This is a genomic window from Thiomonas bhubaneswarensis (genome assembly GCF_001418255.1).
Classification (GTDB): domain Bacteria; phylum Pseudomonadota; class Gammaproteobacteria; order Burkholderiales; family Burkholderiaceae_C; genus Thiomonas; species Thiomonas bhubaneswarensis.
On record NZ_LIPV01000006.1, the window covers coordinates 159,011 to 182,864 of the forward strand.

24 protein-coding genes and 1 tRNA gene are annotated in these 23,854 nt (G+C 63.4%); 15 read left to right on the forward strand and 10 right to left on the reverse strand.

What is annotated here, in order from left to right; translation table 11 throughout:
- Nucleotides 1-23: 23 nt before the first annotated feature.
- The 8 genes from eno to ASC45_RS09680 form a co-directional block, all read right to left on the reverse strand.
- Nucleotides 24-1,307 carry a phosphopyruvate hydratase gene (gene eno, locus ASC45_RS09645; protein ID WP_055450823.1) on the reverse strand — a complete coding sequence of 428 codons (1,284 nt, stop codon included), beginning with the start codon at nt 1,305-1,307 and terminating at the stop codon, nt 24-26.
- A gap of 73 nt (nt 1,308-1,380) precedes the next feature.
- Nucleotides 1,381-1,668, reverse strand: coding sequence for a DUF1330 domain-containing protein (locus ASC45_RS09650; protein ID WP_055450824.1), 288 nt, complete (start codon nt 1,666-1,668; stop codon nt 1,381-1,383).
- Nucleotides 1,669-1,681: 13 nt separating this feature from the next.
- Nucleotides 1,682-2,548, reverse strand: a complete 867-nt coding sequence (gene kdsA / locus ASC45_RS09655) for a 3-deoxy-8-phosphooctulonate synthase (RefSeq protein WP_055450825.1) — start codon at nt 2,546-2,548, stop codon at nt 1,682-1,684.
- 14 nt (nt 2,549-2,562) lie between these two features.
- Nucleotides 2,563-4,212 carry a CTP synthase gene (locus ASC45_RS09660; RefSeq protein ID WP_055450826.1) on the reverse strand — a complete coding sequence of 550 codons (1,650 nt, stop codon included), beginning with the start codon at nt 4,210-4,212 and terminating at the stop codon, nt 2,563-2,565.
- Nucleotides 4,213-4,240: 28 nt separating this feature from the next.
- Entirely contained in the window at nt 4,241-5,074 is an 834-nt protein-coding gene (locus tag ASC45_RS09665) for an alpha/beta fold hydrolase (RefSeq protein ID WP_055450827.1), read from the reverse strand.
- A gap of 37 nt (nt 5,075-5,111) precedes the next feature.
- Nucleotides 5,112-5,561, reverse strand: a complete 450-nt coding sequence (locus ASC45_RS09670) for a GatB/YqeY domain-containing protein (RefSeq protein ID WP_055450828.1) — start codon at nt 5,559-5,561, stop codon at nt 5,112-5,114.
- 97 nt (nt 5,562-5,658) lie between these two features.
- Nucleotides 5,659-5,871, reverse strand: a complete 213-nt coding sequence (rpsU, locus tag ASC45_RS09675) for a 30S ribosomal protein S21 (protein WP_055450829.1) — start codon at nt 5,869-5,871, stop codon at nt 5,659-5,661.
- Nucleotides 5,872-6,035: 164 nt separating this feature from the next.
- On the reverse strand, nt 6,036-7,277 hold the full coding sequence (locus ASC45_RS09680; protein ID WP_055450830.1) for a BaiN/RdsA family NAD(P)/FAD-dependent oxidoreductase: 1,242 nt from the start codon (nt 7,275-7,277) through the stop codon (nt 6,036-6,038).
- Between ASC45_RS09680 and tsaD the strand changes: the two genes are divergently transcribed.
- Nucleotides 7,276-8,304: a tRNA (adenosine(37)-N6)-threonylcarbamoyltransferase complex transferase subunit TsaD gene (gene tsaD / locus ASC45_RS09685; protein WP_055450831.1), complete on the forward strand. Its 1,029-nt coding sequence runs from the start codon at nt 7,276-7,278 to the stop codon at nt 8,302-8,304. The genes ASC45_RS09680 and tsaD overlap by 2 nt on opposite strands.
- Before the next feature lie 39 nt (nt 8,305-8,343).
- On the opposite strand, the gene ASC45_RS09690 is transcribed toward tsaD, so the two are convergent.
- Together ASC45_RS09690 and ASC45_RS09695 are read right to left on the reverse strand one after the other, a co-directional pair.
- Nucleotides 8,344-9,111: a metallophosphoesterase gene (locus tag ASC45_RS09690; protein WP_055450832.1), complete on the reverse strand. Its 768-nt coding sequence runs from the start codon at nt 9,109-9,111 to the stop codon at nt 8,344-8,346.
- Between the two features lie 171 nt (nt 9,112-9,282).
- Entirely contained in the window at nt 9,283-9,741 is a 459-nt protein-coding gene (locus ASC45_RS09695; protein ID WP_055450833.1) for an Hsp20/alpha crystallin family protein, read from the reverse strand.
- Between the two features lie 237 nt (nt 9,742-9,978).
- Here ASC45_RS09695 and rpsO point away from each other — a divergent pair, with 237 nt between their 5' ends.
- The 14 genes from rpsO (at nt 9,979) to nuoH (ending at nt 23,849) form a co-directional block, all read left to right on the forward strand.
- A complete protein-coding gene (rpsO, locus tag ASC45_RS09700; RefSeq protein WP_055450834.1) occupies nt 9,979-10,248 on the forward strand; it encodes a 30S ribosomal protein S15 in 270 nt (89 codons plus the stop codon).
- A 264-nt stretch (nt 10,249-10,512) separates the two neighbouring features.
- A complete protein-coding gene (pnp, locus tag ASC45_RS09705) occupies nt 10,513-12,672 on the forward strand; it encodes a polyribonucleotide nucleotidyltransferase (RefSeq protein WP_055450835.1) in 2,160 nt (719 codons plus the stop codon).
- Nucleotides 12,673-12,686: 14 nt separating this feature from the next.
- Nucleotides 12,687-13,667 carry an NAD(P)H-quinone oxidoreductase gene (locus tag ASC45_RS09710; protein WP_055450836.1) on the forward strand — a complete coding sequence of 327 codons (981 nt, stop codon included), beginning with the start codon at nt 12,687-12,689 and terminating at the stop codon, nt 13,665-13,667.
- Nucleotides 13,668-13,705: 38 nt separating this feature from the next.
- Nucleotides 13,706-14,449 (forward strand): triose-phosphate isomerase, encoded by a 744-nt coding sequence (gene tpiA, locus ASC45_RS09715; RefSeq protein WP_055450837.1) that lies wholly within the window; start codon nt 13,706-13,708, stop codon nt 14,447-14,449.
- Nucleotides 14,450-14,529: 80 nt separating this feature from the next.
- Nucleotides 14,530-14,958: a preprotein translocase subunit SecG gene (gene secG / locus ASC45_RS09720; RefSeq protein WP_055450838.1), complete on the forward strand. Its 429-nt coding sequence runs from the start codon at nt 14,530-14,532 to the stop codon at nt 14,956-14,958.
- 409 nt (nt 14,959-15,367) lie between these two features.
- Nucleotides 15,368-15,452 (forward strand) — tRNA-Leu (locus ASC45_RS09725).
- Between the two features lie 57 nt (nt 15,453-15,509).
- Nucleotides 15,510-15,869, forward strand: a complete 360-nt coding sequence (locus ASC45_RS09730) for an NADH-quinone oxidoreductase subunit A (RefSeq protein ID WP_055450839.1) — start codon at nt 15,510-15,512, stop codon at nt 15,867-15,869.
- Nucleotides 15,870-15,943: 74 nt separating this feature from the next.
- Nucleotides 15,944-16,420 carry a NuoB/complex I 20 kDa subunit family protein gene (locus ASC45_RS09735; protein WP_013106540.1) on the forward strand — a complete coding sequence of 159 codons (477 nt, stop codon included), beginning with the start codon at nt 15,944-15,946 and terminating at the stop codon, nt 16,418-16,420.
- Between the two features lie 57 nt (nt 16,421-16,477).
- Complete coding sequence (locus ASC45_RS09740) at nt 16,478-17,122, forward strand: NADH-quinone oxidoreductase subunit C (protein ID WP_055450840.1); 645 nt, start codon at nt 16,478-16,480, stop codon at nt 17,120-17,122.
- Between the two features lies 1 nt (nt 17,123).
- On the forward strand, nt 17,124-18,377 hold the full coding sequence (locus ASC45_RS09745; protein ID WP_055450913.1) for an NADH-quinone oxidoreductase subunit D: 1,254 nt from the start codon (nt 17,124-17,126) through the stop codon (nt 18,375-18,377).
- 38 nt (nt 18,378-18,415) lie between these two features.
- On the forward strand, nt 18,416-18,916 hold the full coding sequence (gene nuoE / locus ASC45_RS09750; protein WP_055450914.1) for an NADH-quinone oxidoreductase subunit NuoE: 501 nt from the start codon (nt 18,416-18,418) through the stop codon (nt 18,914-18,916).
- Entirely contained in the window at nt 18,913-20,241 is a 1,329-nt protein-coding gene (gene nuoF / locus ASC45_RS09755; protein ID WP_055450841.1) for an NADH-quinone oxidoreductase subunit NuoF, read from the forward strand. The genes nuoE and nuoF overlap by 4 nt, the downstream gene beginning before the upstream one ends.
- 35 nt (nt 20,242-20,276) lie before the next feature.
- Nucleotides 20,277-22,682, forward strand: coding sequence for an NADH-quinone oxidoreductase subunit NuoG (gene nuoG, locus ASC45_RS09760; protein ID WP_055450842.1), 2,406 nt, complete (start codon nt 20,277-20,279; stop codon nt 22,680-22,682).
- Nucleotides 22,683-22,787: 105 nt separating this feature from the next.
- On the forward strand, nt 22,788-23,849 hold the full coding sequence (gene nuoH, locus ASC45_RS09765; RefSeq protein WP_055450843.1) for an NADH-quinone oxidoreductase subunit NuoH: 1,062 nt from the start codon (nt 22,788-22,790) through the stop codon (nt 23,847-23,849).
- The last annotated feature ends 5 nt before the right edge of the window (nt 23,850-23,854 follow it).

Below are 23,854 nucleotides of genomic sequence, written 5' to 3' on the forward strand. Positions count from 1 at the left end.
GCGATCGGCCTCACGTGGCGTGGTCAGCGCAGGTTGTAGAACACGTCACGGCCGAGGAAGCGGGCGGTCTCGCCCAGGTTTTCCTCGATGCGCAGCAACTGGTTGTACTTGGCGATGCGATCGCTGCGCGACAGCGAGCCGGTCTTGATCTGCCCGGCGTTGGTGGCCACGGCGATGTCGGCGATGATGCTGTCTTCGGTTTCTCCCGAGCGATGCGACACGACCGCAGTCCAGCCCGCGCGCTTGGCCATCTCGATGGCGGCAAAGGTCTCGGTCAGGGTGCCGATCTGGTTCACCTTGATGAGGATGGAGTTGGCCAGCTTGTCGGAAATGCCGTTTTTCAGAATGGAGGTGTTGGTGACGAAAATGTCGTCGCCCACCAGCTGCACCTTCTTGCCCAGGCGCTCATTGAGCAGTTTCCAGCCGTCCCAGTCCTGCTCGGCCAGACCGTCTTCGATCGACACGATGGGATACTTGCCCAGCCAGTTGTCGTAGAAATCGACCATCTCCTCGGTGGAGAGCACCAGGCCTTCGCCTTCGAGGTGGTACCTGCCGTCCTTGTAGAACTCGCTCGAAGCCGGGTCGAGGGCAATGGCGATCTGTTCGCCGGGACGATAGCCCGCCTTTTCGATGGCCTCGACGATGAGTTGCAGCGCCGCTTCGTGGTTGGCCACGTTGGGGGCGAAGCCACCTTCGTCGCCCACGGTCGTGGGCATGCCGCGATCGTTCAGAATGCCCTTGAGCGCGTGGAACACCTCGGCACCATAGCGCAGGGCTTCGTGGAAGCTGGGCGCGCCCACGGGCATGATCATGAATTCCTGCATGTCCAGGCTGTTGTTGGCGTGGGCCCCGCCGTTGATCACGTTCATCATCGGCACCGGCAGCTCGCGCGCGGCAAAACCGCCCAGGTACTGGTAGATCGGCATGCCGGCCTCTTCGGCCGCGGCCTTGGCCACCGCCATGCTGACGGCGAGGATGGCGTTGGCGCCCAGGCGCGACTTGTTGTGCGTGCCGTCGAGGTCGATCAGGGTCTGGTCGAGGAAGGTCTGCTCGGTGGCGTCCAGGCCCATCACCGCTTCGGTGATTTCGGTGTTGATGTGCTCGACCGCACGCAGCACGCCTTTGCCGCCATAGCGCGACTTGTCGCCGTCGCGCAGCTCCATGGCTTCACGCGTGCCGGTGGAAGCCCCGGACGGCACCGCGGCGCGGCCGATGAACCCGGTCTCCAGCACCACGTCGCATTCGACGGTGGGGTTGCCGCGGCTGTCGAGAATCTCGCGTGCGGTGAGGTCAACGATGGCACTCATGAAAACTCCTGTTCGGGGAAATGTGAAAAGGGAAGATAAAAGGCATTCGCAACGGGAAGCGCGTGGCCGTGGCCTACAGACCCTCGACGGCAATCATGCGCATGGTGGCCGCTCCCGCACGCGCCTGCTTTGCCAAGTGGTATTCGGCACTGTCGTAGAAGGCGCGCGCAGCAGCCATGTCGGGAAACTTCAGCAGCACGATGCGGCTGGGCGACCAGCCGCCTTCGAGCACCTCGACCGCGCCGCCACGGATACAGATTTCCGCGCCATGCGCAGCGATGGCCCTGGACGACAGCACCTTGTACTGCTCGTACTGCAGCGGGTCGGTCACGTCGACGTCGGCGATGATGTAGGCGCTCATGGCGAAGTGTTCTTCAGTTGAAGTGGGTTTCGAGAAAGCCGCGGCGCTTGACGGCGGCGTCGATCTCTTTGAGGCTTTCGAGCAGGGCGCGCATGTGGTGCAGCGGCACGGCGTTGGGCCCGTCGCTCAGAGCCTTGGCCGGGTCGGGGTGGGTTTCCATGAACACCCCACTGACGCCAGCGGCCACCGCGGCGCGGGCCAGCACGGGCACGAACTCCCGTTGCCCGCCTGAACTCGTGCCCTGCCCACCGGGCAACTGCACCGAATGGGTGGCATCGAACACCACCGGGCTGCCGGTTTCGCGCATGATGGCTAGCGCACGCATGTCGGAGACCAGATTGTTGTAGCCAAAGCTCACACCGCGTTCGCACGCCATGAACAGGGTGTCGGGATGCCCTGCCTGCGCTGCGGCGGCGCGCGCCTTGGCGATGACGTTTTTCATGTCACCCGGCGCGAGAAACTGCCCCTTCTTGATGTTCACCGGCTTGCCCAAGCTGCTGACCGCATGGATGAAATCGGTCTGGCGGCAGAGAAAGGCCGGGGTCTGCAGCACGTCAACCACTTCGGCCACACGCGGCGCTTCCTCGGCGGTATGCACATCGGTGATCACCGGCACGCCGATGTCGCGCCGAACCTTGGCCAGGATCTCCAGCCCTTGCTCCATGCCTGGCCCGCGAAAGGAGGTGCCACTGGAGCGGTTGGCCTTGTCGTAGCTGGATTTGAAAATCAGCGGAATGTCGAGCGAGCGGCAGATGTCGCGCAGTTGCCCTGCCACGTCCATCTGCAACTGCTCGGACTCGACCACGCAGGGGCCGCTGATGAGGAAAAAAGGCTGGTCGAGACCGACCGGAAATCCGCAGAGCTTCTGAGTGTTGGACATGGCGTGAGGTCGGTTCAGGCCCGGGCCGCGTGGCGCTGCAGCGCGGCCTGAACGAAGGCGGTGAACAGCGGGTGGCCGCCCCAGGGGGTGGATTTGAACTCCGGGTGAAACTGCACGCCGACGAACCACGGGTGCACCGCCTGGGGCAGTTCGACCATTTCGGTGAGGTGCTCGCGCTGGGTGATGGCCGAGATGACCAGCCCGGCCTTTTGCAGCGCAGCCAGATAGTGCTCATTGGCCTCGTAGCGGTGGCGATGGCGTTCGGTGACCACATTGCCGTAGATGCTGTGCGCGATGGTGCCGGGCTTCACATCGGAGCTTTGGGCGCCCAGGCGCATGGTGCCGCCGAGGTCGGACCCGGCGTGGCGCTTCTGCACGCTGCCGTCGCGGTCGAGCCATTCGTCGATCAGCGCGATGACGGGCTGCGGTGTGTCGGGATCGAACTCGGTGCTGTTGGCCTGCGGCAGCCCGGCCACATGACGGGCGAACTCGATGGTGGCCACCTGCATGCCGAGGCAGATGCCGAGGTAGGGAATGCGGTGTTCGCGAGCGTACTGGGCGGCGAGAATCTTGCCCTCGATGCCGCGCTTGCCGAATCCGCCCGGCACCAGCACGGCGTCATAAGCCTCGAGCTGGGCGATGTTGGCGGGTTCCAGGGTTTCGGAATCGAGGTAGGTGATCTCGACGCGCGAACCGGTCTTGATGCCGGCGTGTCGCAGAGCTTCGTTGAGCGATTTGTACGAGTCCGACAGATCGACATACTTGCCCACCATGGCGATGCGCACGGTGTGCGTGGGATGTTCGAGCGCCTGCACCAGATCGTCCCAGACCTTGAGGTTGGCGGGCGGCGCGGTGATGCCGAGCTTGTCGCAGAGAATGTCGTCGAGATGCTGCTGGTGCAGCATCTGCGGAATCTTGTAGATGGTGTCCACGTCCCACACCGAGATCACCGCGTCTTCGCGCACGTTCGAGAACATGGAGATCTTGGCGCGTTCGTCATCCGGAATCGGGCGGTCGGCACGGCAGAGCAGGGCGTCGGGCGAGATGCCGATCTCGCGCAGCTTCTGCACGCTGTGCTGGGTGGGCTTGGTCTTGAGTTCACCGGCCGCCGGAATGTAGGGCACCAGGGTGAGATGAACGAAGGCGCAGTCGCCCCGTTTCATGCGCAGGCTCATCTGCCGCGCGGCTTCGAGGAAAGGCAGCGATTCAATGTCGCCCACCGTGCCGCCGATCTCGACCATGGCGACATCCACCGCGTCGGCGGTGCCTTCGCCCGCGCCGCGACGGATGAAATCCTGGATTTCGTTGGTGATGTGAGGAATCACCTGCACCGTCTTGCCCAGATATTCGCCGCGGCGCTCCTTGCGCAGCACGCTGTCGTAGATCTGGCCGGTGGTGAAGTTGTTCACCCGACGCATGCGGGTGGTGATGAAACGCTCGTAGTGGCCCAGGTCGAGATCGGTTTCCGCGCCGTCTTCGGTGACGAACACCTCGCCGTGCTGGAATGGGCTCATGGTCCCCGGATCGACGTTGATGTAGGGATCGAGCTTGATGAGGGTGACTTTGAGGCCGCGCGATTCGAGAATCGCAGCCAGAGATGCGGATGAGATGCCTTTGCCTAGGCTGGACACCACTCCGCCGGTGACGAACACATATTTGGTCATAGCCGCGACGAATGCCGGTAAAAGCGCATTATAGGGAGCAGGTTTTGAGACTTGGATGACACGGCCCTGCGGCCACTTCTTCGTAGGCTCGCTCGATGAGCCGGGCGGTTTCAAGTGGCGACTCGAACGGGAACAGATGCGAGCCGTCGATCCAGTGCACGCGATGGCGTGCCAGTCGCAAGGTCGCCCCCAGACCGGCCATGCGGATTTCGCGTGACGAGCGCCCGCCGATGAAGCTCACCGGCACCGGAAATGGTCGGCGTGCAAGGGCGCCAAGCTGGTGAGGCAGGGTCTTGTAGATGCGGTATTCGATATCGCGCCGGAAGGCCAGCGACCGGCCTTGCGCAGCCGCCGTGGTGCCAAAAGCCGAGTAGTCGTCGAGCATGTCGGGGTCCCACTGCCGAAAGGCCGCCTTCGAGGCGAAATGCGCGCGCACGGCCTCTAGATCGGGCCACTGCGTGCGCCGCCGCTTGGCTGCCGCAGCGGGCGAGAAACGCTCGCCCAGCCCCGTGCGTTTGGACAGCCACAGCAGCCGCGCACGCCAACCGGCCACCACGGGAGAGTCGAGCAGAATGACCTGCCGGGCCAGTTCGGGGTGCGCTAGCGCCGCCATGAGGCTGAGGTAGCCGCCGAGCGAGTGCCCCACCAGCACGGCGGGCTCGCCGTGGCAGTCGTTCCTGAGGTAATCGGCGAGCTGTTGCGCCAGCGCCTTCCAGCCGTCGCGCACGGGATAGCGGGGGTCGTGTCCGTAGAGCGGTACGGCCCGAACCCGAAAGGCAGGGTCCAGCGCCTGGAACAGTTTGCGATAGACCGGGGCTGCAAAGCCGTTGGCGTGGGAGAACACCAACAAGGGTCGGGGCATGACGTCGGAAGATGGGTTCACGGCGCCTCACGCGCGCTCAAGTACCGCTGAGCAGGGCTTTGGCGCGTGCTGCTGCAAGCGCCATGTCGGCACGGCCTGCGAGCTGCGCCTTGAGCGGCCCCATGAGTTTGCCCAAATCCTGAGGGCCTTTCGCGCCGGTCTGGGCCATCAAGGTGCGAATTTCGGCATCGATCGCATCGGCATCCAGACGCTGCGGCAGGTAGCGCTCGAGCACGCCGATCTCGGCGGTCTCCTTGTCCACCAGATCCTGCCGACCGGCCGTGGTGAACTGGGCGATGGCGTCGCGCCGCTGCTTGATCATCTTGTCGATGATCGCCACGATGGCCGCATCGTCGAGGTCGATGCGCTCGTCCACCTCTTTTTGCTTCATCGCCGCCATCAGCAGGCGGATGGTGCCGAGCAGGGGCGCGTCTTTGGCGCGCATGGCGGCCTTCATGTCATCTTGAATACGGTCTTTGATTGTCATGGCAGGTCCAATGCAAAAAGCCCGCGGCGAAGGCGGGCTGTTTGATGCGTGTTCCGCTGAGCGCCGAATGGATGGGCGCGCATCGGATCGCTCGAATTCAGTATTTGCGCTCGGGCAGCATCTGGCTGCGGATGCGCTTGTAATGGCGCTTGACCGCAGCGGCCTTCTTGCGCTTGCGCTCGGCGGTGGGCTTCTCATAGAACTCGCGTGCGCGCAGTTCGGTCAGCAGGCCGAGTTTTTCAATGGTGCGCTTGAAGCGGCGCAGAGCGACGTCGAAAGGCTCGTTTTCTTTAACGCGAATGGTGGTCATCGATGTATTTCAGACTGGAAGAGGCAGGCTGAAAAAGCCAGCCGCGTCGGGTGTTGAAAATAAAAGCTGAAGATGATACCTGCAAAATGCTGACAGGACAACCGCTTCGCTTCGGTGGCGCTCACCGCGAAACGCAGGGCCGCCCCGAGCTTCACGGGGGGCGCTCATAGAGCCTGCGCACAGGCCGCCGCAGAGCTCCAGGCCCACTGAAAGTTGTATCCGCCCAGCCAGCCGGTCACGTCGACCACTTCGCCGATGAAGTGCAAGCCTGGGACGTTCAGCGCCATCATGCTGGTGGAGGAGAGGGCGCGGGTATCCACGCCGCCCGCGGTGACTTCGGCCTTGCGCCAACCCAAAGTGCCGCTGGGGCGCACCGGCCAGGCGTGCCAGTGCTGCAAGAGCGCGCGCAGGGCTTTGTCGCTGAAATCGGCCATGCGGCGATCGGCTTCACCGGTCTGCGCGCACAAGGCATGCGCGAGGCGTTGCGGCAGGTGCTGGCCGAGTTCTCCCACAAGGGTGCGGCGATTGCCGTGTTTGGATTGGATCCATGCCATCTCGGACAGGCCCGGCATGAGGTCGATGCGCAGGGCTTGGCCCGGCTGCCAGTAGCTCGACGCTTGCAGAATCGCCGGGCCGCTGAGCCCGCGGTGCGTGAACAGCAGGTCTTCGCGAAAGCGCACCACGCGGTGTGCATGATCCGTCTCGATATCGACTTCGAGCGAAACGCCGCTGAGGTCGGCAAACGGCGCCCACTGTGCCGGATCGAACGCCAGGGGTACCAGGGCGGGACGCGGAGGCACGATGGGCAGGCCGAACTGTTCGGCGAGCCGGTAACCGAACGGGCTGGCGCCGATTTGCGGGATCGACAGTCCTCCGGTGGCGACGACCAGCGCTTGCGCACTCACCCAACCCTTGGCCGTTCGCACGCGAAAGCCGGGATGAGTGGCCTCGACGGCTTCGACGGCGCAGGGTTGCCAGTGTGTCACCTGACCCGCGGCGCATTCGTCGAGCAGGGCGGTGATGAGCTGCTCTGCCGAGTCGTCGCAAAACAACTGTCCTTTGTGTTTTTCGTGAAAGGCGATGCGGTGCTTGCGCAGCAGCGCGATGATGTCCTGCGGCTTGAAGCGCGACAGGGCCGATTTGCAGAAGTGAGGGTTGTCGGAGAGAAAGTTCTCAGGCTGCGTGTGCAGATTGGTGAAGTTGCAGCGGCCTCCGCCCGAGATGCGGATTTTTTCGGCCACCTTGGGCCAGTGATCGAGCAGGAGCACCCGCCGCCCGCGCTGACCGGCGATCGCCGCGCAGAGCAGGCCGGCAGCCCCGGCGCCGATGACAATGGCATCGAAGCGTGGCGACGGCGACGAACTCGCGGGGCGGGAAGGGGATGGGAAGGCTAGACTGCCGGTCATGCTGGTTCTTGGAATGGAAACCTCGTGCGACGAAACCGCCGCCGCACTGTACGACACCGAAGCGGGGCTGCTGGGTCACGCGCTGCATTCGCAGGTCGACATGCACCAAGCCTATGGTGGCGTGGTGCCCGAGCTCGCCTCGCGCGATCACATCCGCCGACTCCTGCCCCTGACCGACCTCGCGCTCAAACAGGCGGGCGTGAGCTTGAAGCAGATCGATGCGATTGCCTATACCCGCGGGCCGGGGCTGGCCGGGGCGCTGCTGGTCGGGGCCGGAGTGGCCTCGGCGCTGGGCATGGCGCTGGGCATACCCTTGATCGGCGTGCATCATCTGGAGGGGCATTTGTTGTCGCCGCTGCTGTCGAAACAGCCGCCCGACTTTCCGTTTCTGGCGCTGTTGGTGTCCGGCGGGCACACCATGCTGCTCGATGTTCAGGCCTTCGGCAGGTACACCCTGCTGGGCGAGACGGTGGACGATGCGGCTGGCGAGGCGTTCGACAAGTCTGCCAAGTTGCTGGGACTCGGCTATCCCGGCGGGCCGGAGCTTGCCCGGCTGGCCGCTTTTGGCCAGCCGGCCTCTTTCGATCTTCCGCGCCCCAAGATGCACAGCCCCGATCTGGATTTTTCGTTCGCGGGCCTGAAGACGGCCGTGCTGACCCAGGTGAGCAAACTGGGCTCGAGTCTGTGCGAGCAGGCCAGGGCCGACCTGGCCGCAGCAGCGCAGGAGGCGATCACCGACGTGCTGGCGCACAAGACGGCGCGCGCGCAGCAGGTGACGGGAAGGCGCACTGTGGTGGTGGCGGGCGGCGTCGGGGCCAACCGGCGTTTGCGCGAGAAACTCGGCGCCGTCTTTTCGGCGCGCGGCGTGGCCTTGTTCTTCCCCGAGTTGGAATGGTGCACCGACAACGGCGCAATGATCGCGCTGGCCGGTGCCATGCGCCTGGCGGCAAATCCGCAAGCGGCTCGCCCCGCCGGGGCGTTCGACGTTTTGCCGAGATGGGATCTGACGCAGGCCGGTTCGGTCTGAACCGTCAGGAAGAGCAACCCGTTACGGTAGCCGGGTGGATCAGATTTCCCAAACCCCTTGCGGCTGGAAATCACTGTCTTCGCCCTTGCTTGCCAGGCCGCGGGAATTGCATACCACGCGGGTCTGGCCCACGCGGTAGTCGTGGCGGCAGTGCAAGTGCCCGTGCATCCAGAGGGTGCAATGGGGAATCAGGTCGTCGTAGGCGTTGCAGAAGCTCGCGGTCGAGGCGTTGACGGGATAGCGGGCATCGTTGCTGCGCAGGCTGGGGGCGAAGTGGGTGATGACCAGGGTCGCATCGTCCTGGTCTGAACGATGCGCGGGATTGGTCAACTGGTCTCGCAGCCAGTCGCGGCAGAGCACGCCCTCCTCGCGCAGTTCGGCCACGCCCATGGGGCGGCCGTGGCGCGTGGCGCATTGCACCTGTTCGGCGAAGTAGCGAGCCGCGCGCATGCTGCGCTCGACGCCCTCCGGGCCAAACAGTTCGAAGTCGTTCCAGAGCGTGGTGCCGAGCACCCGGATCTTTCTTCCCTCGTGAACGAGCCGAGTCTGCTCACGATGCAGCATGGTGAACCCCAGGCGATGGCACCTCTCCCGCAAGGCGTCGATGGTTTGATCGAAATCCTTGCGGTCGTGCTCGTGATTGCCGACGATGTAGATGACCGGAACCGGCCAGTCGCGAAACAGGTCGATCTTGGTGTGTTGGGCGTCGATGTCGCCCGCGAGAACAAGCAGATCCGCGCCCGGCGCGGGTCGCGGCGCGAAAGTTTCGGTTTCCAGATGCAGGTCGGACAGGAGCTGAATGCGCATGGCGCGAGGGGCGGTGCGTGATCGATGTTTGTTAACGCACTGTAAACCCGTTCGCTCTGTCGGCTCTGGTTTTGCGGATAACAAATGGGCCGGGATGTGAACAAATCCGCATCCCGGCCCATCACAGTCGCCCCGGGGCGGCGGCAGAGTCCTGCCGTCCGCCACTGGCGCTTACTTCACCGTGATCTGCTGCGTGGTGGCTTGCGCCTTGCGCGGCAGGTTCAGGGTTAGCACACCGTTCTCCAGTTTCGCTTCGGCCGCGGTGGCGTCGATCTCGGCAGGCAGCTCGAAAGAGCGGTAGAACTGGCTGCTGCTGCGCTCGCGGTAGATCACCTTGCCGCCTTCCGATTTTTCATCGGTCTTGCGCGTTTCGGCCGAGATGGTGACGCGAGGTCCATCGATCTGGATTTTCACTGCGTCTTTTTCGATGCCGGGCAGATCGGCGTGGACGAGATAGCCTTTGTCGGTCTCGCTCACGTCCATGGTCAGTTTCCGCAAAGACTGTTCCGGACTGTCGCCTGCGGCGAAAAAATCACGGAACGCCTGGTCGAACAGGCGGCCAAAAACGGGCTCCAGCCCGCTGCTGTAGAGAGAAACACGGTTGGATGGGGTGGTGACAGAATAAGCCATGATGATTCTCCTTGACGTATAGGGGATCACGTCCCCGATGGCCAGGATATGCCGCCATTGTGACGGTTTTCAAGTCTGCGAGCACAAGGCTTTTTCGATCAGATCGGCGAGACGATGCAAGGTGCGATTCGCGCGAGCCTCTTCCCGGTTCTGGTTCAGGCTACAATAATCGGCTTTTCACCGTCACGGCGCGGAATGGTTTCTTCCGCGTTCGCGAGTTCAACTTAGGAAACTGACATGTCTGTTGCTGATATCAACAAGGCGCAAATCGTCGCCGACAATGCCCGCAGTACGGGCGATACCGGATCTCCCGAGGTGCAGGTCGCGTTGCTGACCGCGCGCATCAACGAGTTGACGGACCACTTCAAGACGCACGCCAAGGACCACCACGGTCGCCGCGGCCTGCTCAAGATGGTGAGCCGTCGCCGGAAGTTGCTGGATTACTTGAAGGACAAGGACGCCGATCGCTATCGCGCCCTGATCTCCAAGCTCAGTCTGCGTAAGTAAATGCCCGCTTTGCAAGAACGCCTGTGTGAGTTTGTCGGCACAGGCGTTTTTTGTATTGGCGCGGTCGAAAGAGCGCAGCACCGTTGATGCGGTGAGGCGTGTGGTTCAAGGGGGCGGTGTGACCCGTGTCATTCCACCGACGTGTCGGTCTGCCGGGCGTCGCTGGAATGGCATCACTCCGCCAGGTTTTCAACAGGCGCCGCGAGTCGTGTCTTCGACCCTGCGGAAGAGGCTCGCCGCTGCGCTCAGGTCAAGGAGTAAGCCATGTTCAACAAGGTAGTCAAATCATTTCAATGGGGCCGCCATCAAGTCACGATGGAAACGGGCGAGATCGCGCGTCAGGCCAGCGGCGCGGTGCTGCTCAATATGGACGATACCGTGGTGCTGGCCACCGTGGTGGGTGCCCGCTCGGCCAAGGCGGGGCAGGATTTTTTCCCGCTGACCGTCGATTACATCGAGAAGACCTACGCCGCGGGCCGCATTCCCGGCGGGTTCTTCAAGCGTGAGGGTCGTCCCAGCGAGAACGAGACGCTGACCTCGCGACTGATCGACCGTCCCATCCGTCCGCTATTCCCCGAAGGCTTCTTCAATGAAGTCCAGGTGGTGGTGCATGTGCTGTCCATCAACCCGGAAGTCGAGCCGGACATTCCCGCCTTGCTCGCATCGAGCGCGGCGCTGGCGGTGTCGGGTCTGCCGTTCAACGGCCCTGTTGGCGCGGCCCGCGTGGGCTATGTCAACGGCGAGTATGTGCTCAACCCCAGCCGCGCCGAACTGGCCAACAGCCGCCTGGAGCTGGTGGTTGCCGGCACCGAAGCCGCGGTGCTGATGGTCGAGAGCGAAGCCGATCAGTTGTCCGAAGAGGTCATGCTGGAAGCCGTGATGTTCGGTCATGCGCAGTTCCAGACGGCGATCAACGCCATCCACGATCTGGTGCGCGATGGCGGCAAGCCGGCCTGGGAGTGGTCGGCTCCTGAAAAGGATCAGGCGCTGATCGACCGTATCCAGGCGCTGGTCGGCGAAGACATCCGTGCCGCCTACAAGATCACCCAAAAGCAGGCTCGTACCCAGGCGCTGCGCGAAGCATCGGCCAAGGCGCATGCCGGGCTGGCCGAGGCGGGCATCGAGGTCGATGGCCCGAAGGTGGACGGCATTCTGTTCGATATGGAGGCGCGTATCGTGCGCGACCAGATTCTCGCGGGCGAGCCGCGCATCGATGGCCGCGACACCCGCACCGTGCGTCCCCTGAGCATCCGCACCTCGGTGCTGCCGCGCACGCATGGCAGCGCGCTGTTCACCCGCGGCGAAACCCAGGCGCTGGCGGTGGCCACGCTGGGCACCGACCAGGACGCGCAGATCATCGATGCCTTGTCCGGTGAATACCGCGACCGTTTCCTGCTGCACTACAACATGCCGCCTTTCGCCACGGGCGAAACCGGCCGCGTGGGCAGCCCCAAGCGCCGCGAAATCGGCCACGGCCGCCTGGCCAAGCGGGCGCTGCTGGCGGTGTTGCCGAGCAAGGAAGATTTTGCCTACACCATGCGCGTGGTGTCGGAAGTGACCGAGTCCAACGGTTCGTCGTCAATGGCCTCGGTTTGCGGCGGCTGCCTAGCGCTGCTCGACGCCGGTGTGCCGCTGAAGGCGCATGTGGCGGGTATCGCCATGGGCCTGATCAAGGAAGGCAACCGTTTTGCCGTGCTGACCGACATCCTGGGTGACGAAGATCACCTCGGCGACATGGATTTCAAGGTGGCCGGCTCGGCCACCGGCGTGACTGCGCTGCAGATGGACATCAAGATTCAGGGCATTACCCGCGAGATCATGCAGGTGGCCCTGGCGCAGGCCCGCGAGGCGCGCATGCACATCCTGGGCGTGATGCAGCAGGAGGTCAGCGGTGCGCGCCAGGAGGTCTCGCTTTACGCGCCTCGCCTCTACACCCTGAAGATCAATCCCGAGCGCATCCGTGACGTCATCGGCAAGGGCGGTGCGACCATCCGCGCCCTGACCGAAGAAACCGGCACCCAGATCGACATTGGTGAAGACGGCACCATCACCATCGCCTCGACCGATGCGGCCAAGGCCGAGATCGCCAAGCAGCGCATCAAGGATCTCACCGCCGAAGTGGAAGTCGGTCAGGTGTACGACGGCAGCGTGGTCAAGATCCTCGATTTCGGCGCGCTAGTGAACGTTCTCCCGGGCAAGGACGGTCTGCTGCACATTTCGCAGATCGCCAACGAACGCATCAACAAGGTCAGCGATTACCTGCAAGAGGGCCAGAAGGTGCGGGTCAAGGTCATCGAAACGGATGACAAGGGCCGGTTCCGTCTGTCGATCAAGGCCTTGCTGGGTGAGGAGCCTGCCGCCGAGTCAGGGGTGTCGGCTGCGGCGCCGGTCGCGGCGGACGCCGATACCGAACCGGGCGTCTGATTCAAGCGGGTTCCATGCGCGCCATCGAGATCACCCGGCCCGGCGGGCCCGATGTCCTCAAGCTCTGCGAGCGGCCCATACCGCAGGCAGGGTCGGGGGAGGTTGTGCTGCGGGTCGAGGCCTTCGGCGTCAACCGGCCCGATGTGCTTCAGCGCATGGGCCTGTATCCACCTCCCGAGGGCGCTTCCGATATTCCCGGTCTGGAAGTCTGCGGGGAGATCGTGTCTGGCGATGTCTCGGGCTCCGATTGGCGTGTCGGCGATCGGGTCTGCGCTCTGGTGTCCGGCGGGGGGTATGCGGAGTACTGCGTCGCGCCCGTGGGCCAGTGTCTGCCGCTGCCCAAGGGCTTGAGCCCGGAAGAAGGGGCCGCTTTGCCCGAGACCGCGTTCACGGTCTGGCACAACGTGTTCGAGCGGGGGCGGCTGCAAGCGGACGAAACCTTGCTGGTGCAGGGCGGCAGCAGCGGCATTGGCACCATGGCGATTCAGCTCGCGGTGGCCAGCGGTGCGCACGTCCTGGTCACTGCGGGCTCGCAGGAGAAGTGTGCGGCCTGCGTCAAACTCGGCGCGGAGCTCGCCATCCACTACCCCTCGCAGGACTTCGTCGAAGCCGTCCAGGCCCACACCGGACAGCGCGGCGCCGACGTCATTCTGGACATGGTTGCCGGCAAGTATCTGGCGCGTGAGCAGCAGTGTCTCGCCGAAGAGGGGCGGCTGGTGGTCATCGCGGTTCAAGGCGGGGCACGGGGTGAAATCGACGCCGGCCTGCTGATGCGCAGGCGTCAGACGCTCACGGGCTCGACCCTGCGCGCGCGCAGCGTGGCGTTCAAGTCGTCCATCGCGCAGGCCTTGCGCAAGACTGTCTGGCCCTGGATCGAACAAGGCCGGGTGCGGCCTGTGCTCGACACGGTGCTCCCGGCTGAGGACATCGTGCTCGCACACCAGCGCATGGAGCAGGGGCAGCACATCGGCAAAATCGTACTGCGCTGGAGCTGAGCAGCGCGCTACATCACGACATCAAACAGGAGCAGAACATGCGTCAGCAATTCGTCGCCGGAAACTGGAAAATGAACGGCAGCCTGGCAGGCAATGCCGCGCTGCTGGCCGAGGTCATGGCTGGAGCCGCGCAGGCAAGGTGCGAGGTGGCCGTCTGTGTGCCCTTTCCCTATCTGGCCCAGGCGCAGCAGCTGTTGCAAGGCAGCAAGATCGCCTTCGGGGCACAGGATTGCTCGGTGCACCTGAGCGGTGCCCATACCGGTGAAGTCGCCGTGGGCATGTTGCAGGAGTTCGGCTGCCGGTACGTCATCGTCGGACATTCCGAACGCCGCGCCGATCATCACGAGTCTGACGAACAGGTGGCGGAAAAGGCGCAGCGGGTGATCGAGGCGGGCATGACGCCCATCGTCTGCGTCGGCGAAACTCTGGAGGAGCGTGAGTCCGGGCAGACCGATGCGGTCGTCCTGCGCCAGTTGCGGGCCGTCACCCAGCGACTCGGCGAGCAGACCTCACGCATCGTCCTCGCTTACGAACCCGTCTGGGCCATCGGTACGGGCCGCACCGCAACGCCGGAACAGGCCCAGGCCGTTCACGCCGTGTTGCGTGACCATCTGAAGACCTTGGGCGAGGCCGCCGGTGGCGTGCAGATTCTGTACGGCGGCAGTGTGAAGCCGGACAATGCGCAGGTTCTGTTCGCTCAGAAAGACATCGACGGCGGGCTCATCGGTGGCGCCTCCCTCAAGGCGGCCGATTTTCTGGCCATCATTGCCGCGACACGCTGAAAACCGATTGAGACTTGCGCAGGCTGGGCCTGCCTTTGGAAGTGAAGTTGTAAAGCGCCCTGGCGCGATTGAGTGCACAAATGCAAATTCTGATGACATTGACTCTGGTGGTGCAAATTCTCTCTGCACTGGTCATGATCGTGCTGGTCTTGATGCAGCACGGCAAAGGCGCCGACATGGGAGCCTCTTTCGGCTCCGGCGCTTCGGGCAGTCTGTTCGGTGCAACCGGATCGGCCAACTTTCTGAGCCGCAGCACCGCAGTGGCTGCAACGCTTTTCTTCGTCGCGACGTTGATGATGGCCTATTTCGGCAATCGCGCCAATTCGGGCGATGGTGGGCTGATGGAAAAGCTTGCCGCGCCCGCGCCGGTGGCTTCCGTTGCAGCGCCCTCCAAGCCTGCGGGGCCGATCAGCGAAATTCCTGGCGTCCCCGGTGCATCCGACAAGGCATCCAAGGCGGCGGCGCCTGCCACGAGTGCGGCTTCGGCAGTCGTGCCCGCGAAGCCGTAAATTCGCATGCAATGCACCATCGATCAGGGTAGATGGTGCATTGCAGCAAACACAAGCTCTGCGACTTGTCAATCTGATCCATGGTTGAGCATTGCGCCAGAGCAAAATCCGATGGTCACGTGTTGCTTCGTGGCATTGGAAGCATGTAAGATTCTTCTGTTTTGCGAATCCAGTAACAACCATTAACGCATGTCTTTTGTGAGACGGTTCTCGGGTTGTGGCGGGCGACCGTTGAGGCATGTGGTGAGCGGGCTGTAGCCGATTCTTGAGGGGTTGCCCCCTGATGCATCGGCACCCCGGCGAGTATCCTCCAGATCGCCATGGCCTGTTCTTGAATGATGTTTGTTGCGCTGGGCCGCCTTCGCCGCGTAGGTTGAGCGGTGCTTGTTCGGGCGGTATCCGGTTTTGAGCCGACGTGGTGGAATTGGTAGACACGCTATCTTGAGGGGGTAGTGGCGAAAGCTGTGCGAGTTCGAGTCTCGCCGTCGGCACCAAAAGATCGAAGGGCAGGGCGCCAGCCCGACCCAGACAACAACAGGAGATGGAGTGCGATGAACCTTGAGCAGTATCTGCCGGTCTTGTTGTTCATCCTGGTGGGCATTGGCGTTGGTGTTTTGCCCCAGCTGCTCGGTTATCTGATGGCTCCGCGTCGCCCTGACGCCGAGAAAAACTCCCCCTATGAGTGCGGCTTCGAGGCCTTCGAAGACGCCCGAATGAAATTCGATGTGCGCTATTACCTCGTCGCCATCCTGTTCATTCTTTTCGACCTCGAAATCGCCTTCCTGTTTCCATGGGCCGTCGCCCTCAAGGACATTGGCCAGATTGGCTTCTGGGCGATGATGATTTTCCTCGCCATTCTCACGATCGGCTTCATCTACGAGTGGAAAAAAGGGGCTCTCGATTGGGAGTGAGTCCGGGAATGAGCCCTTGCTGTATGAACTCGTGCGCCATGGCGCAGGTCTGACTGGGTGAAGAGGAGTGCATCATGAGTATTGAAGGCGTATTGCAAGAAGGCTTCATCACCACGTCCGCGGACAAGCTGATCAACTGGACGCGCACGGGTTCCCTCTGGCCCATGACTTTTGGTCTGGCCTGTTGTGCGGTGGAGATGATGCACGCCGGGGCCGCCCGTTACGACCTCGACCGATTCGGCATCGTGTTCCGCCCGAGTCCGCGTCAGTCCGATCTGATGATCGTGGCCGGCACGTTGTGCAACAAGATGGCGCCGGCCTTGCGCAAGGTCTACGACCAGATGGCCGAACCGCGCTGGGTGCTCTCCATGGGGTCATGCGCCAATGGCGGCGGTTACTACCACTACTCTTATTCGGTGGTGCGTGGCTGCGATCGCATCGTGCCGGTGGATGTTTATGTGCCTGGCTGCCCGCCGACGGCCGAGGCGCTGCTCTACGGGCTGATCCAGTTGCAGAACAAGATCCGCAGAACCGAGACGATCGCGCGCTGATCTTGGCTTGTTGCTACCCCGCTGCCCAGCCCTCACCAACTTCGCAATATCGACGTCATGACCAGCAAGCTCGAACAACTCGACAGCGCATTGCGTGCCACTCTCGGGGAGCGCATCCTGGCCTTGCAGGCCAGCGTGGGCGAACTGACCCTGGACGTCGCGCCGGCCTATTACCGCGACGCCTGCCTGGCTTTGCGCGACTCGGCCGAGCTGCATTTCGAGCAGCTGATCGATTTGTGCGGCGTCGATTACGCGCAGTACGGCAACACGGTGCGCGATGATGCAGGAGGGCGTTTCGTGGTGGTCGTGCATCTGCTGTCGATGCATCACAACTGGCGCCTGCGCCTGCGCGTACGTTGCGCCGACGACGATCTGCCGGTGGTGGACAGCATTCACGACATCTGGAACTCGGCCAACTGGTTCGAGCGCGAGGCCTTCGACCTCTACGGCATCATCTTCGAGGGCCATCCCGACCTGCGCCGCATCCTGACCGACTATGGTTTCATCGGACATCCCTTCCGCAAGGATTTTCCTCTTTCGGGCACCGTGGAAATGCGTTACGACCCCGACAGCAAACGCGTGATCTATCAGCCTGTCACCATCGAGCCGCGCGAGGTCACGCCGCGCATCATCCGCGAGTCGGGGTATGGTGGCCTCGGTCATTTCGACGCCGCCGCAGCGCGTGGCGGTCAGGGGCATTGAGATGGCCGACATCAAGAATTACACCCTCAACTTCGGGCCGCAGCACCCTGCGGCCCACGGCGTGCTGCGTCTGGTGCTCGAACTCGACGGCGAAGTGGTGCAGCGTGCCGATCCGCACATCGGGCTGCTGCACCGCGCCACCGAGAAGCTCGCGGAGCACAAGACCTACATCCAGGCGTTGCCCTACATGGACCGTCTCGACTATGTGTCGATGATGTGCAACGAGCACGCCTACTGCCTGGCGATCGAGAAGCTGCTGGGCGTCGAGGTGCCGATCCGCGCGCAGTACATCCGGGTCATGTTTGCCGAGATCACGCGCTTGCTCAACCACCTCATGTGGCTAGGCGCGCACGGTCTGGACTGCGGCGCGATGACCATCTTCCTCTACGCTTTCCGCGAGCGCGAAGACCTGTTCGACATGTACGAGGCCGTATCTGGCGCGCGCATGCACGCGGCCTATTTCCGGCCCGGCGGCGTATACCGCGATCTGCCCGACAGCATGGCGCAGTATGGCGAGTCCAGGATTCGCAATGCCCGTGCCGTCGAGGCCCGCAATGCCGGACGTCAGGGATCGCTGCTCGACTTCATCGATGATTTCACCAAGCGCTTTCCCGCCTATGTCGATGAATACGAGACCCTGCTGACCGACAACCGCATCTGGAAACAGCGTACCGTGGGGATTGGCGTGGTCACGCCCGAGCGCGCCATGAACCTGGGCATGACCGGGCCCATGTTGCGCGGTTCCGGCGTGGTGTGGGACCTGCGCAAGACCCAGCCCTACGACGTCTACGACCGCCTCGATTTCGACATCCCGGTCGGCAAGAACGGCGACTGCTACGACCGCTATCTGGTGCGTATGGAAGAGATGCGTCAGTCCAACCGCATCATCAAGCAGTGCGTGGACTGGTTGCGCGCCAACCCGGGGCCGGTGATTACCGACAACCACAAAGTCGCTGCCCCGCCGCGCGAAGAAATGAAGACCAGCATGGAAGCGCTGATCCATCATTTCAAGCTGTTCAGCGAAGGCATGCGCGTGCCCGAGGGGCAGGCTTACGCCGCCGTCGAACATCCCAAGGGCGAGTTCGGCATCTATCTGGTCTCCGACGGGGCCAACAAACCGTACCGCCTGAAGATTCGCGCACCGGGCTTCGCCCATCTGGCCGCGTTGGATGAAATGTCTCGCGGCCACATGATCGCCGACGTCGTGGCCATCATCGGCACGCTCGACATCGTTTTCGGGGAGATCGACCGCTGATGGATCGCTCGCCTGTCACTCGTGAAATGCAAAGCATGATGCTGTCCGAATCCACGCGTCAGCGTATCGACCAGGAGGTCGCCAAGTACCCGGCCGAACAGAAGCAGTCGGCCGTGATTGCCGCGCTGTCCATCGTGCAGCAGGAGCAGGGCTGGGTGTCGCCCGAGGCGGAACAAGCCGTCGCTGACTACCTGGGCATGCCGCCGATTGCGGTGCACGAGGTGGTGACTTTCTACAACATGTTCAACACTCGCCCGGTCGGACGGTTCAAGCTCAACGTCTGCACCAATCTACCCTGCGCCCTGAGTGGCGGCGGTGCCGCGGCGCAATACCTCAGCGAGAAGCTGGGCGTCGCGTTGGGTGAGACCACTGCGGACGGCTTGTTCACCCTGCAGGAATCGGAATGTCTGGGTGCTTGCGGTGACGCCCCGGCGATGCTGGTCAACGATCGCCGTCTTTGCAGCTTCATGCGCGCCGAGCGTCTGGACGCGCTGGTGGAAGAGCTGCGTGCCGAGGCAGCCAAGGGAGACAAGGCATGAATCGCCCCTTCGGACGAAGCACTGGCCAGGAAACCTGCTTCCACGGCCGACACATCCAGCCGCAAATTCTCGCTGGCCTGAATGGCGACAACTGGGCGCTGGAGGGTTATCTGCAGCGCGATGGCTACAAAGCCCTGCGCAAAATCCTGACCGAAGGCTGGACGCCCGAGCAGGTCATTGCCGAGGTGAAGGTGTCGGCGCTGCGCGGACGTGGCGGCGCGGGTTTTCCCACCGGGCTGAAGTGGAGTTTCATGCCGCGGCAGTTTCCGGGGCAGAAGTATCTGGTGTGCAACTCCGACGAAGGTGAGCCCGGCACCTTCAAGGATCGCGACATCCTGCGCTTCAACCCGCATGCCGTGATCGAAGGCATGGCCATCGCCGCCTTCGCCATGGGTATCTCGGTGGGTTACAACTACATCCACGGCGAAATCTTCGAAGACTATGAGCGCTTCGAGGAGGCGCTGCGCCAGGCCCGCGCTGCCGGGTATCTCGGCGACAATATTCTGGGCAGCAACTTCAGCTTTCAACTGCATGCCTCGCATGGCTTCGGCGCCTATATCTGCGGCGAGGAAACCGCGTTGCTCGAATCGCTCGAAGGCAAGAAGGGCCAGCCGCGCTTCAAGCCGCCTTTCCCGGCCAGCTTCGGGCTCTACGGCAAGCCCACCACGATCAACAACACCGAGACTTTTGCCGCAGTGCCCTGGATCATCCGCAACGGCGGTCAGGCCTTTCTCGAAGTGGGCAAGCCCAACAACGGCGGCACCAAGATCTACTCGGTCTCTGGCGATGTGGCCAAGCCCGGCAACTATGAAGTGCCGATGGGTACGCCGTTTGCCACCCTGCTTGAACTCGCCGGTGGCATGCGCGAAGGGCGCGCGCTCAAGGCGGTGATTCCCGGAGGATCATCCGCCCCCGTGCTGCCCGCCGACATCATGATGGACTGCACCATGGATTACGACTCCATCGCCAAGGCGGGGTCGATGCTCGGTTCGGGCGCGGTCATCGTGCTCAACGACACTCGCTGCATGGTCAAGTCGCTGATGCGCCTGTCCTACTTCTATCAGCATGAATCGTGCGGGCAATGCACGCCGTGCCGCGAAGGTACCGGCTGGCTCTACCGCGTCGTCCACCGCATCGAAAACGGCAAGGGGCGGATGGAAGACCTTGACCTGCTCAACTCGGTCTCGGACAACATCGCCGGTCGCACCATCTGTGCGCTCGGCGATGCCGCGGCGATGCCGGTCAAGTCGTTCGTCAAGCATTTCCGTCATGAGTTCGAACATCACATCACGCACAAGACCTGCCTCGTGCCGGCTTATGTCTGATTCACCGCACCGGATGCCTTCAGGACGCTTTCATCATGGTTGAACTCGAGATCGACGGTCAAAAAGTCCAGGTGCCCGATGGCGCCATGGTCATGGACGCGGCTACCCAGCTCGGCATTTACGTGCCGCATTTTTGCTACCACCACAAGCTGACCATTGCCGCCAATTGCCGCATGTGTCTGGTCGATGTGGAGAAGGCCCCCAAGCCCCTGCCGGCCTGCGCCACGCCGGTGGCTCAGGGCATGGTCGTGCGTACTCATTCCGAGCGTGCCCTCCAGGCGCAGAAAGGGGTGATGGAGTTCCTGCTTATCAACCATCCGCTCGATTGCCCCATCTGCGATCAGGGCGGTGAATGTCAGTTGCAGGATCTCGCCGTGGGCTACGGCAGTTCGGCCTCGCGCTATACCGAGGAAAAGCGCGTCATCTTCCACAAGGATGTCGGCCCGCTCATCGCCATGGAAGAAATGAGCCGCTGCATCCAGTGCACCCGCTGCGTGCGCTTCGGTCAGGAGGTGGCCGGCATCATGGAACTCGGCATGGCCAACCGCGGTGAGCATTCCGAGATCATGGCCTTCGTCGGCAGCACGGTGGACTCCGAACTCTCGGGCAATATGATCGATCTTTGCCCGGTCGGCGCCCTGACGAGCAAACCGTTCCGTTACAGCGCCCGCACCTGGGAGCTGTCTCGCCGCGCCTCCATCAGCCCGCACGACAGCGTCGGCGCCAACCTGATCGTGCAGGTCAAGGGCGACCGCGTCATGCGCGTGCTGCCGCAGGAGAACGAAGCGGTCAACGAATGCTGGCTGTCCGACCGCGATCGCTTCGCCTACGAAGGGCTCAACGGCGTCGAGCGGCTCACTTCTCCGCAGATCCGCGAGAACGGGCAGTGGAAGTCGGTCGATTGGCAAACGGCGCTCGACTTCACCGTGCAGGGCCTGCGGCGCGTGGTCTCCCAGCATGGCGGCGATGCCTTGGCGGCCCTCGCGGTGCCGACCAGCACGGTTGAAGAGTTGTATTTGCTGAAAAAACTGCTGGCCGGTCTGGGCAGCAAGAGTCTGGATACCCGCTTGCGTCAAAGCGATTTTTCTGCCGACGGTCAGGGCGCTGGTGTGCCTTGGCTGGGCATGCCGATCGCCGAGATGGGGCAGTTGCAGGCCGCCCTGTTCATCGGCAGTACCTTGCGTAAGGAGCAGCCGCTGCTGTCGGCGCGGGTGCGGCATGCGGCCAAGGCGGGCGCCAAGATTTCCACGCTGCATGCCGCCCTCGACGACTGGCTCATGCCCATGCATGCACGCATTGCCGTGGCACCGAGCCAATGGGTTGTCGAACTGGCCGGTGTGGCTGCGGCCGTGGCCCAAGCCAAGGGCATCGACATGCCGTCGGCCTTGCAGGGCGTCTCGGCGCCGAGCGAACAGGCCCAAGCCATCGCCAGAAGCCTGCTGGGCGCCGAGCGCAAGGCGGTGTTTCTGGGCGACGCCGCCGTGCAGCATGACCAGAGTGCCACCCTGCGCGCCCTGGCGCAATGGATCGCCCAAGAGGTCGGTGGGGTTTGCGGCGACCTGACCGAGGCGGCCAACACCGTCGGCGCGGCGCTCATCGGCGTGTCTCCCATGACGCCGGGTCACGACGTGGCCAGCATCGTGGCGAAATCGCCGCGCGCCATGATGCTGTTCGGGGTGGAACCTGAAGAAGACTGCGCCAACCCCGTGGCCATGGCTCACGCGCTGGAGCAGGCCGAGTTCGTCGTGTCATTCAGTCCCTATGTGAATGCGGCTGAAGGCTATGCGCACGTCATGCTGCCGATCAGTCCCTTCACCGAAACCGCAGGCAGCCTGGTGAACGCCGAGGGTCGGTTGCAGAGCTTCAACCCGGTCGTGCAGCCGCTGGGTGAAACCCGTCCCGGATGGAAAGTGCTTCGCGTCCTGGGCAACCTGCTCGAACTGCAAGGCTTCGATTACCAAAGCGCGGCTGAGATCCGCACCGAGGCCTTTGCCGCGCTGGGCGGCGCCGATCAGATCGGGGCGCGCCTGGCTGCGTCCGCTTCACTCGCGCTGCCGACGGTTCTGCCCACCCGCGCTGCGGCTGCGATCGAGCGTTTCGCACCGGTGCCGATCTATTCGAGCGACGCCATTGTGCGCCGCGCGCCCAGCCTGCAGCGCACCCGCGATGCCCGCGATGCGCGCATGGTCGGTGTGTCTGCCGCACTGTGGGAGCAACTGGGCTTGCAGAACGGAGACTCGGTGCGCGTGAAGGCCGACGCAGACGTCGTCGTGCTGCCAGCCCGCCGCGACGCCACGCTGGCGCCGACCGTGGTGAGCATTCCTGCGGCCTGGGCCGAGGCCGCCGAGCTGGGCCCGATGTTCGGCGCGGTTCAGGTCGAGCGGGTCGCTGCAACGTCAGCGGCCTCCGCGGTGGCCCATGCAAGTCCCGAGAAGGTCTGAGATGAAACATTCGCGGCTTTCACAACATTCGTCCCATTCGTCCATTTCGCTCCCTGCAAAAGGGGATGAGGCGCGTCTGGCGCTGCTCTACGCATCCTGCTGACCATGCTCGAATCCTTCAACCAAGGCGGACTTTCCCTGCTCGGGCCGATTGCCTGGCCGATCGTCTGGAATCTGATCAAGATCGTCGTCATCGTCGCGCCGTTGATGGGGGCCGTGGCCTACCTCACGCTGTGGGAACGCAAGCTGATCGGCTGGATTCAGATCCGCATCGGCCCCAACCGGGTAGGGCCCTTCGGCCTGCTGCAACCGGTGGCCGATGGCCTGAAGCTGCTGCTCAAGGAAATCGTCATTCCCTTCCGCTCGAACAAGCGCCTGTTCCTGCTGGGACCGGTGATGACCATCATGCCGGCACTGGCGGCCTGGGCGGTCATCCCGTTCGGCCCTGATGTGGCGCTGGCCAATGTGAACGCCGGGCTGCTCTTGCTGCTGGCACTCACCTCCCTGGAGGTATACGGCATCATCATCGCGGGTTGGGCTTCCAACTCCAAGTACGCCTTTCTCGGTGCGATGCGTGCGTCGGCGCAGATGGTGAGCTACGAAATCGCCATGGGTTTCGCCATGGTCGTCGTGCTCATGGTGTCCGGCAGTCTGAACCTGACCGAAATCGTGCTGGGGCAGACCAAGGGCACGTTTGCGTCGATGGGCCTGAACTTCCTTTCCTGGAACTGGCTGCCGCTGCTGCCCATCTTCGTGGTGTATTTCATCGCCGGGGTGGCCGAGACCAATCGCGCGCCATTCGACGTGGTCGAAGGCGAATCGGAAATCGTCGCCGGCCACATGGTCGAGTATTCGGGCATGGCGTTTGCCATGTTCTTCCTGGCCGAATACGCCAACATGATCCTGATTTCCATCCTGACCACCGTGCTGTTCCTCGGTGGGTGGGATGCACCGGTAGCCTTCCTCGGCTTCATTCCGGGCTGGATCTGGCTGGGTATCAAGACCTTTATCGTGGTCAGCATGTTTCTCTGGCTGCGGGCCACGTTCCCGCGCTATCGCTACGACCAGATCATGCGTCTGGGCTGGAAGATTTTCATTCCCGTCACCCTCGTCTGGCTGGTCGTGGTGGCCGCGTGGATGCAGACCCCCTGGAATATCTGGAAGTGAGGCAG

Bases quoted from the DNA above. Each gene is read 5' to 3' on its own strand.
- ASC45_RS09740 (WP_055450840.1), top strand. From the start codon at position 16,478: ATGACCAGCAAGCTCGAACAACTCGACAGCGCATTGCGTGCCACTCTC.
- ASC45_RS09670 (WP_055450828.1), bottom strand. From the start codon at position 5,561: ATGACAATCAAAGACCGTATTCAAGATGACATGAAGGCCGCCATGCGC.
- ASC45_RS09730 (WP_055450839.1), top strand. From the start codon at position 15,510: ATGAACCTTGAGCAGTATCTGCCGGTCTTGTTGTTCATCCTGGTGGGC.
- ASC45_RS09695 (WP_055450833.1), bottom strand. From the start codon at position 9,741: ATGGCTTATTCTGTCACCACCCCATCCAACCGTGTTTCTCTCTACAGC.
- ASC45_RS09735 (WP_013106540.1), top strand. From the start codon at position 15,944: ATGAGTATTGAAGGCGTATTGCAAGAAGGCTTCATCACCACGTCCGCG.
- ASC45_RS09650 (WP_055450824.1), bottom strand. From the start codon at position 1,668: ATGAGCGCCTACATCATCGCCGACGTCGACGTGACCGACCCGCTGCAG.
- rpsO (WP_055450834.1), top strand. From the start codon at position 9,979: ATGTCTGTTGCTGATATCAACAAGGCGCAAATCGTCGCCGACAATGCC.
- nuoG (WP_055450842.1), top strand. From the start codon at position 20,277: ATGGTTGAACTCGAGATCGACGGTCAAAAAGTCCAGGTGCCCGATGGC.
- pnp (WP_055450835.1), top strand. From the start codon at position 10,513: ATGTTCAACAAGGTAGTCAAATCATTTCAATGGGGCCGCCATCAAGTC.
- nuoH (WP_055450843.1), top strand. From the start codon at position 22,788: ATGCTCGAATCCTTCAACCAAGGCGGACTTTCCCTGCTCGGGCCGATT.
- ASC45_RS09710 (WP_055450836.1), top strand. From the start codon at position 12,687: ATGCGCGCCATCGAGATCACCCGGCCCGGCGGGCCCGATGTCCTCAAG.
- kdsA (WP_055450825.1), bottom strand. From the start codon at position 2,548: ATGTCCAACACTCAGAAGCTCTGCGGATTTCCGGTCGGTCTCGACCAG.
- tpiA (WP_055450837.1), top strand. From the start codon at position 13,706: ATGCGTCAGCAATTCGTCGCCGGAAACTGGAAAATGAACGGCAGCCTG.
- nuoF (WP_055450841.1), top strand. From the start codon at position 18,913: ATGAATCGCCCCTTCGGACGAAGCACTGGCCAGGAAACCTGCTTCCAC.
- ASC45_RS09665 (WP_055450827.1), bottom strand. From the start codon at position 5,074: ATGCCCCGACCCTTGTTGGTGTTCTCCCACGCCAACGGCTTTGCAGCC.
- nuoE (WP_055450914.1), top strand. From the start codon at position 18,416: ATGCTGTCCGAATCCACGCGTCAGCGTATCGACCAGGAGGTCGCCAAG.
- ASC45_RS09690 (WP_055450832.1), bottom strand. From the start codon at position 9,111: ATGCGCATTCAGCTCCTGTCCGACCTGCATCTGGAAACCGAAACTTTC.
- secG (WP_055450838.1), top strand. From the start codon at position 14,530: ATGCAAATTCTGATGACATTGACTCTGGTGGTGCAAATTCTCTCTGCA.
- ASC45_RS09745 (WP_055450913.1), top strand. From the start codon at position 17,124: ATGGCCGACATCAAGAATTACACCCTCAACTTCGGGCCGCAGCACCCT.
- tsaD (WP_055450831.1), top strand. From the start codon at position 7,276: ATGCTGGTTCTTGGAATGGAAACCTCGTGCGACGAAACCGCCGCCGCA.
- ASC45_RS09660 (WP_055450826.1), bottom strand. From the start codon at position 4,212: ATGACCAAATATGTGTTCGTCACCGGCGGAGTGGTGTCCAGCCTAGGC.
- rpsU (WP_055450829.1), bottom strand. From the start codon at position 5,871: ATGACCACCATTCGCGTTAAAGAAAACGAGCCTTTCGACGTCGCTCTG.
- eno (WP_055450823.1), bottom strand. From the start codon at position 1,307: ATGAGTGCCATCGTTGACCTCACCGCACGCGAGATTCTCGACAGCCGC.
- ASC45_RS09680 (WP_055450830.1), bottom strand. From the start codon at position 7,277: ATGACCGGCAGTCTAGCCTTCCCATCCCCTTCCCGCCCCGCGAGTTCG.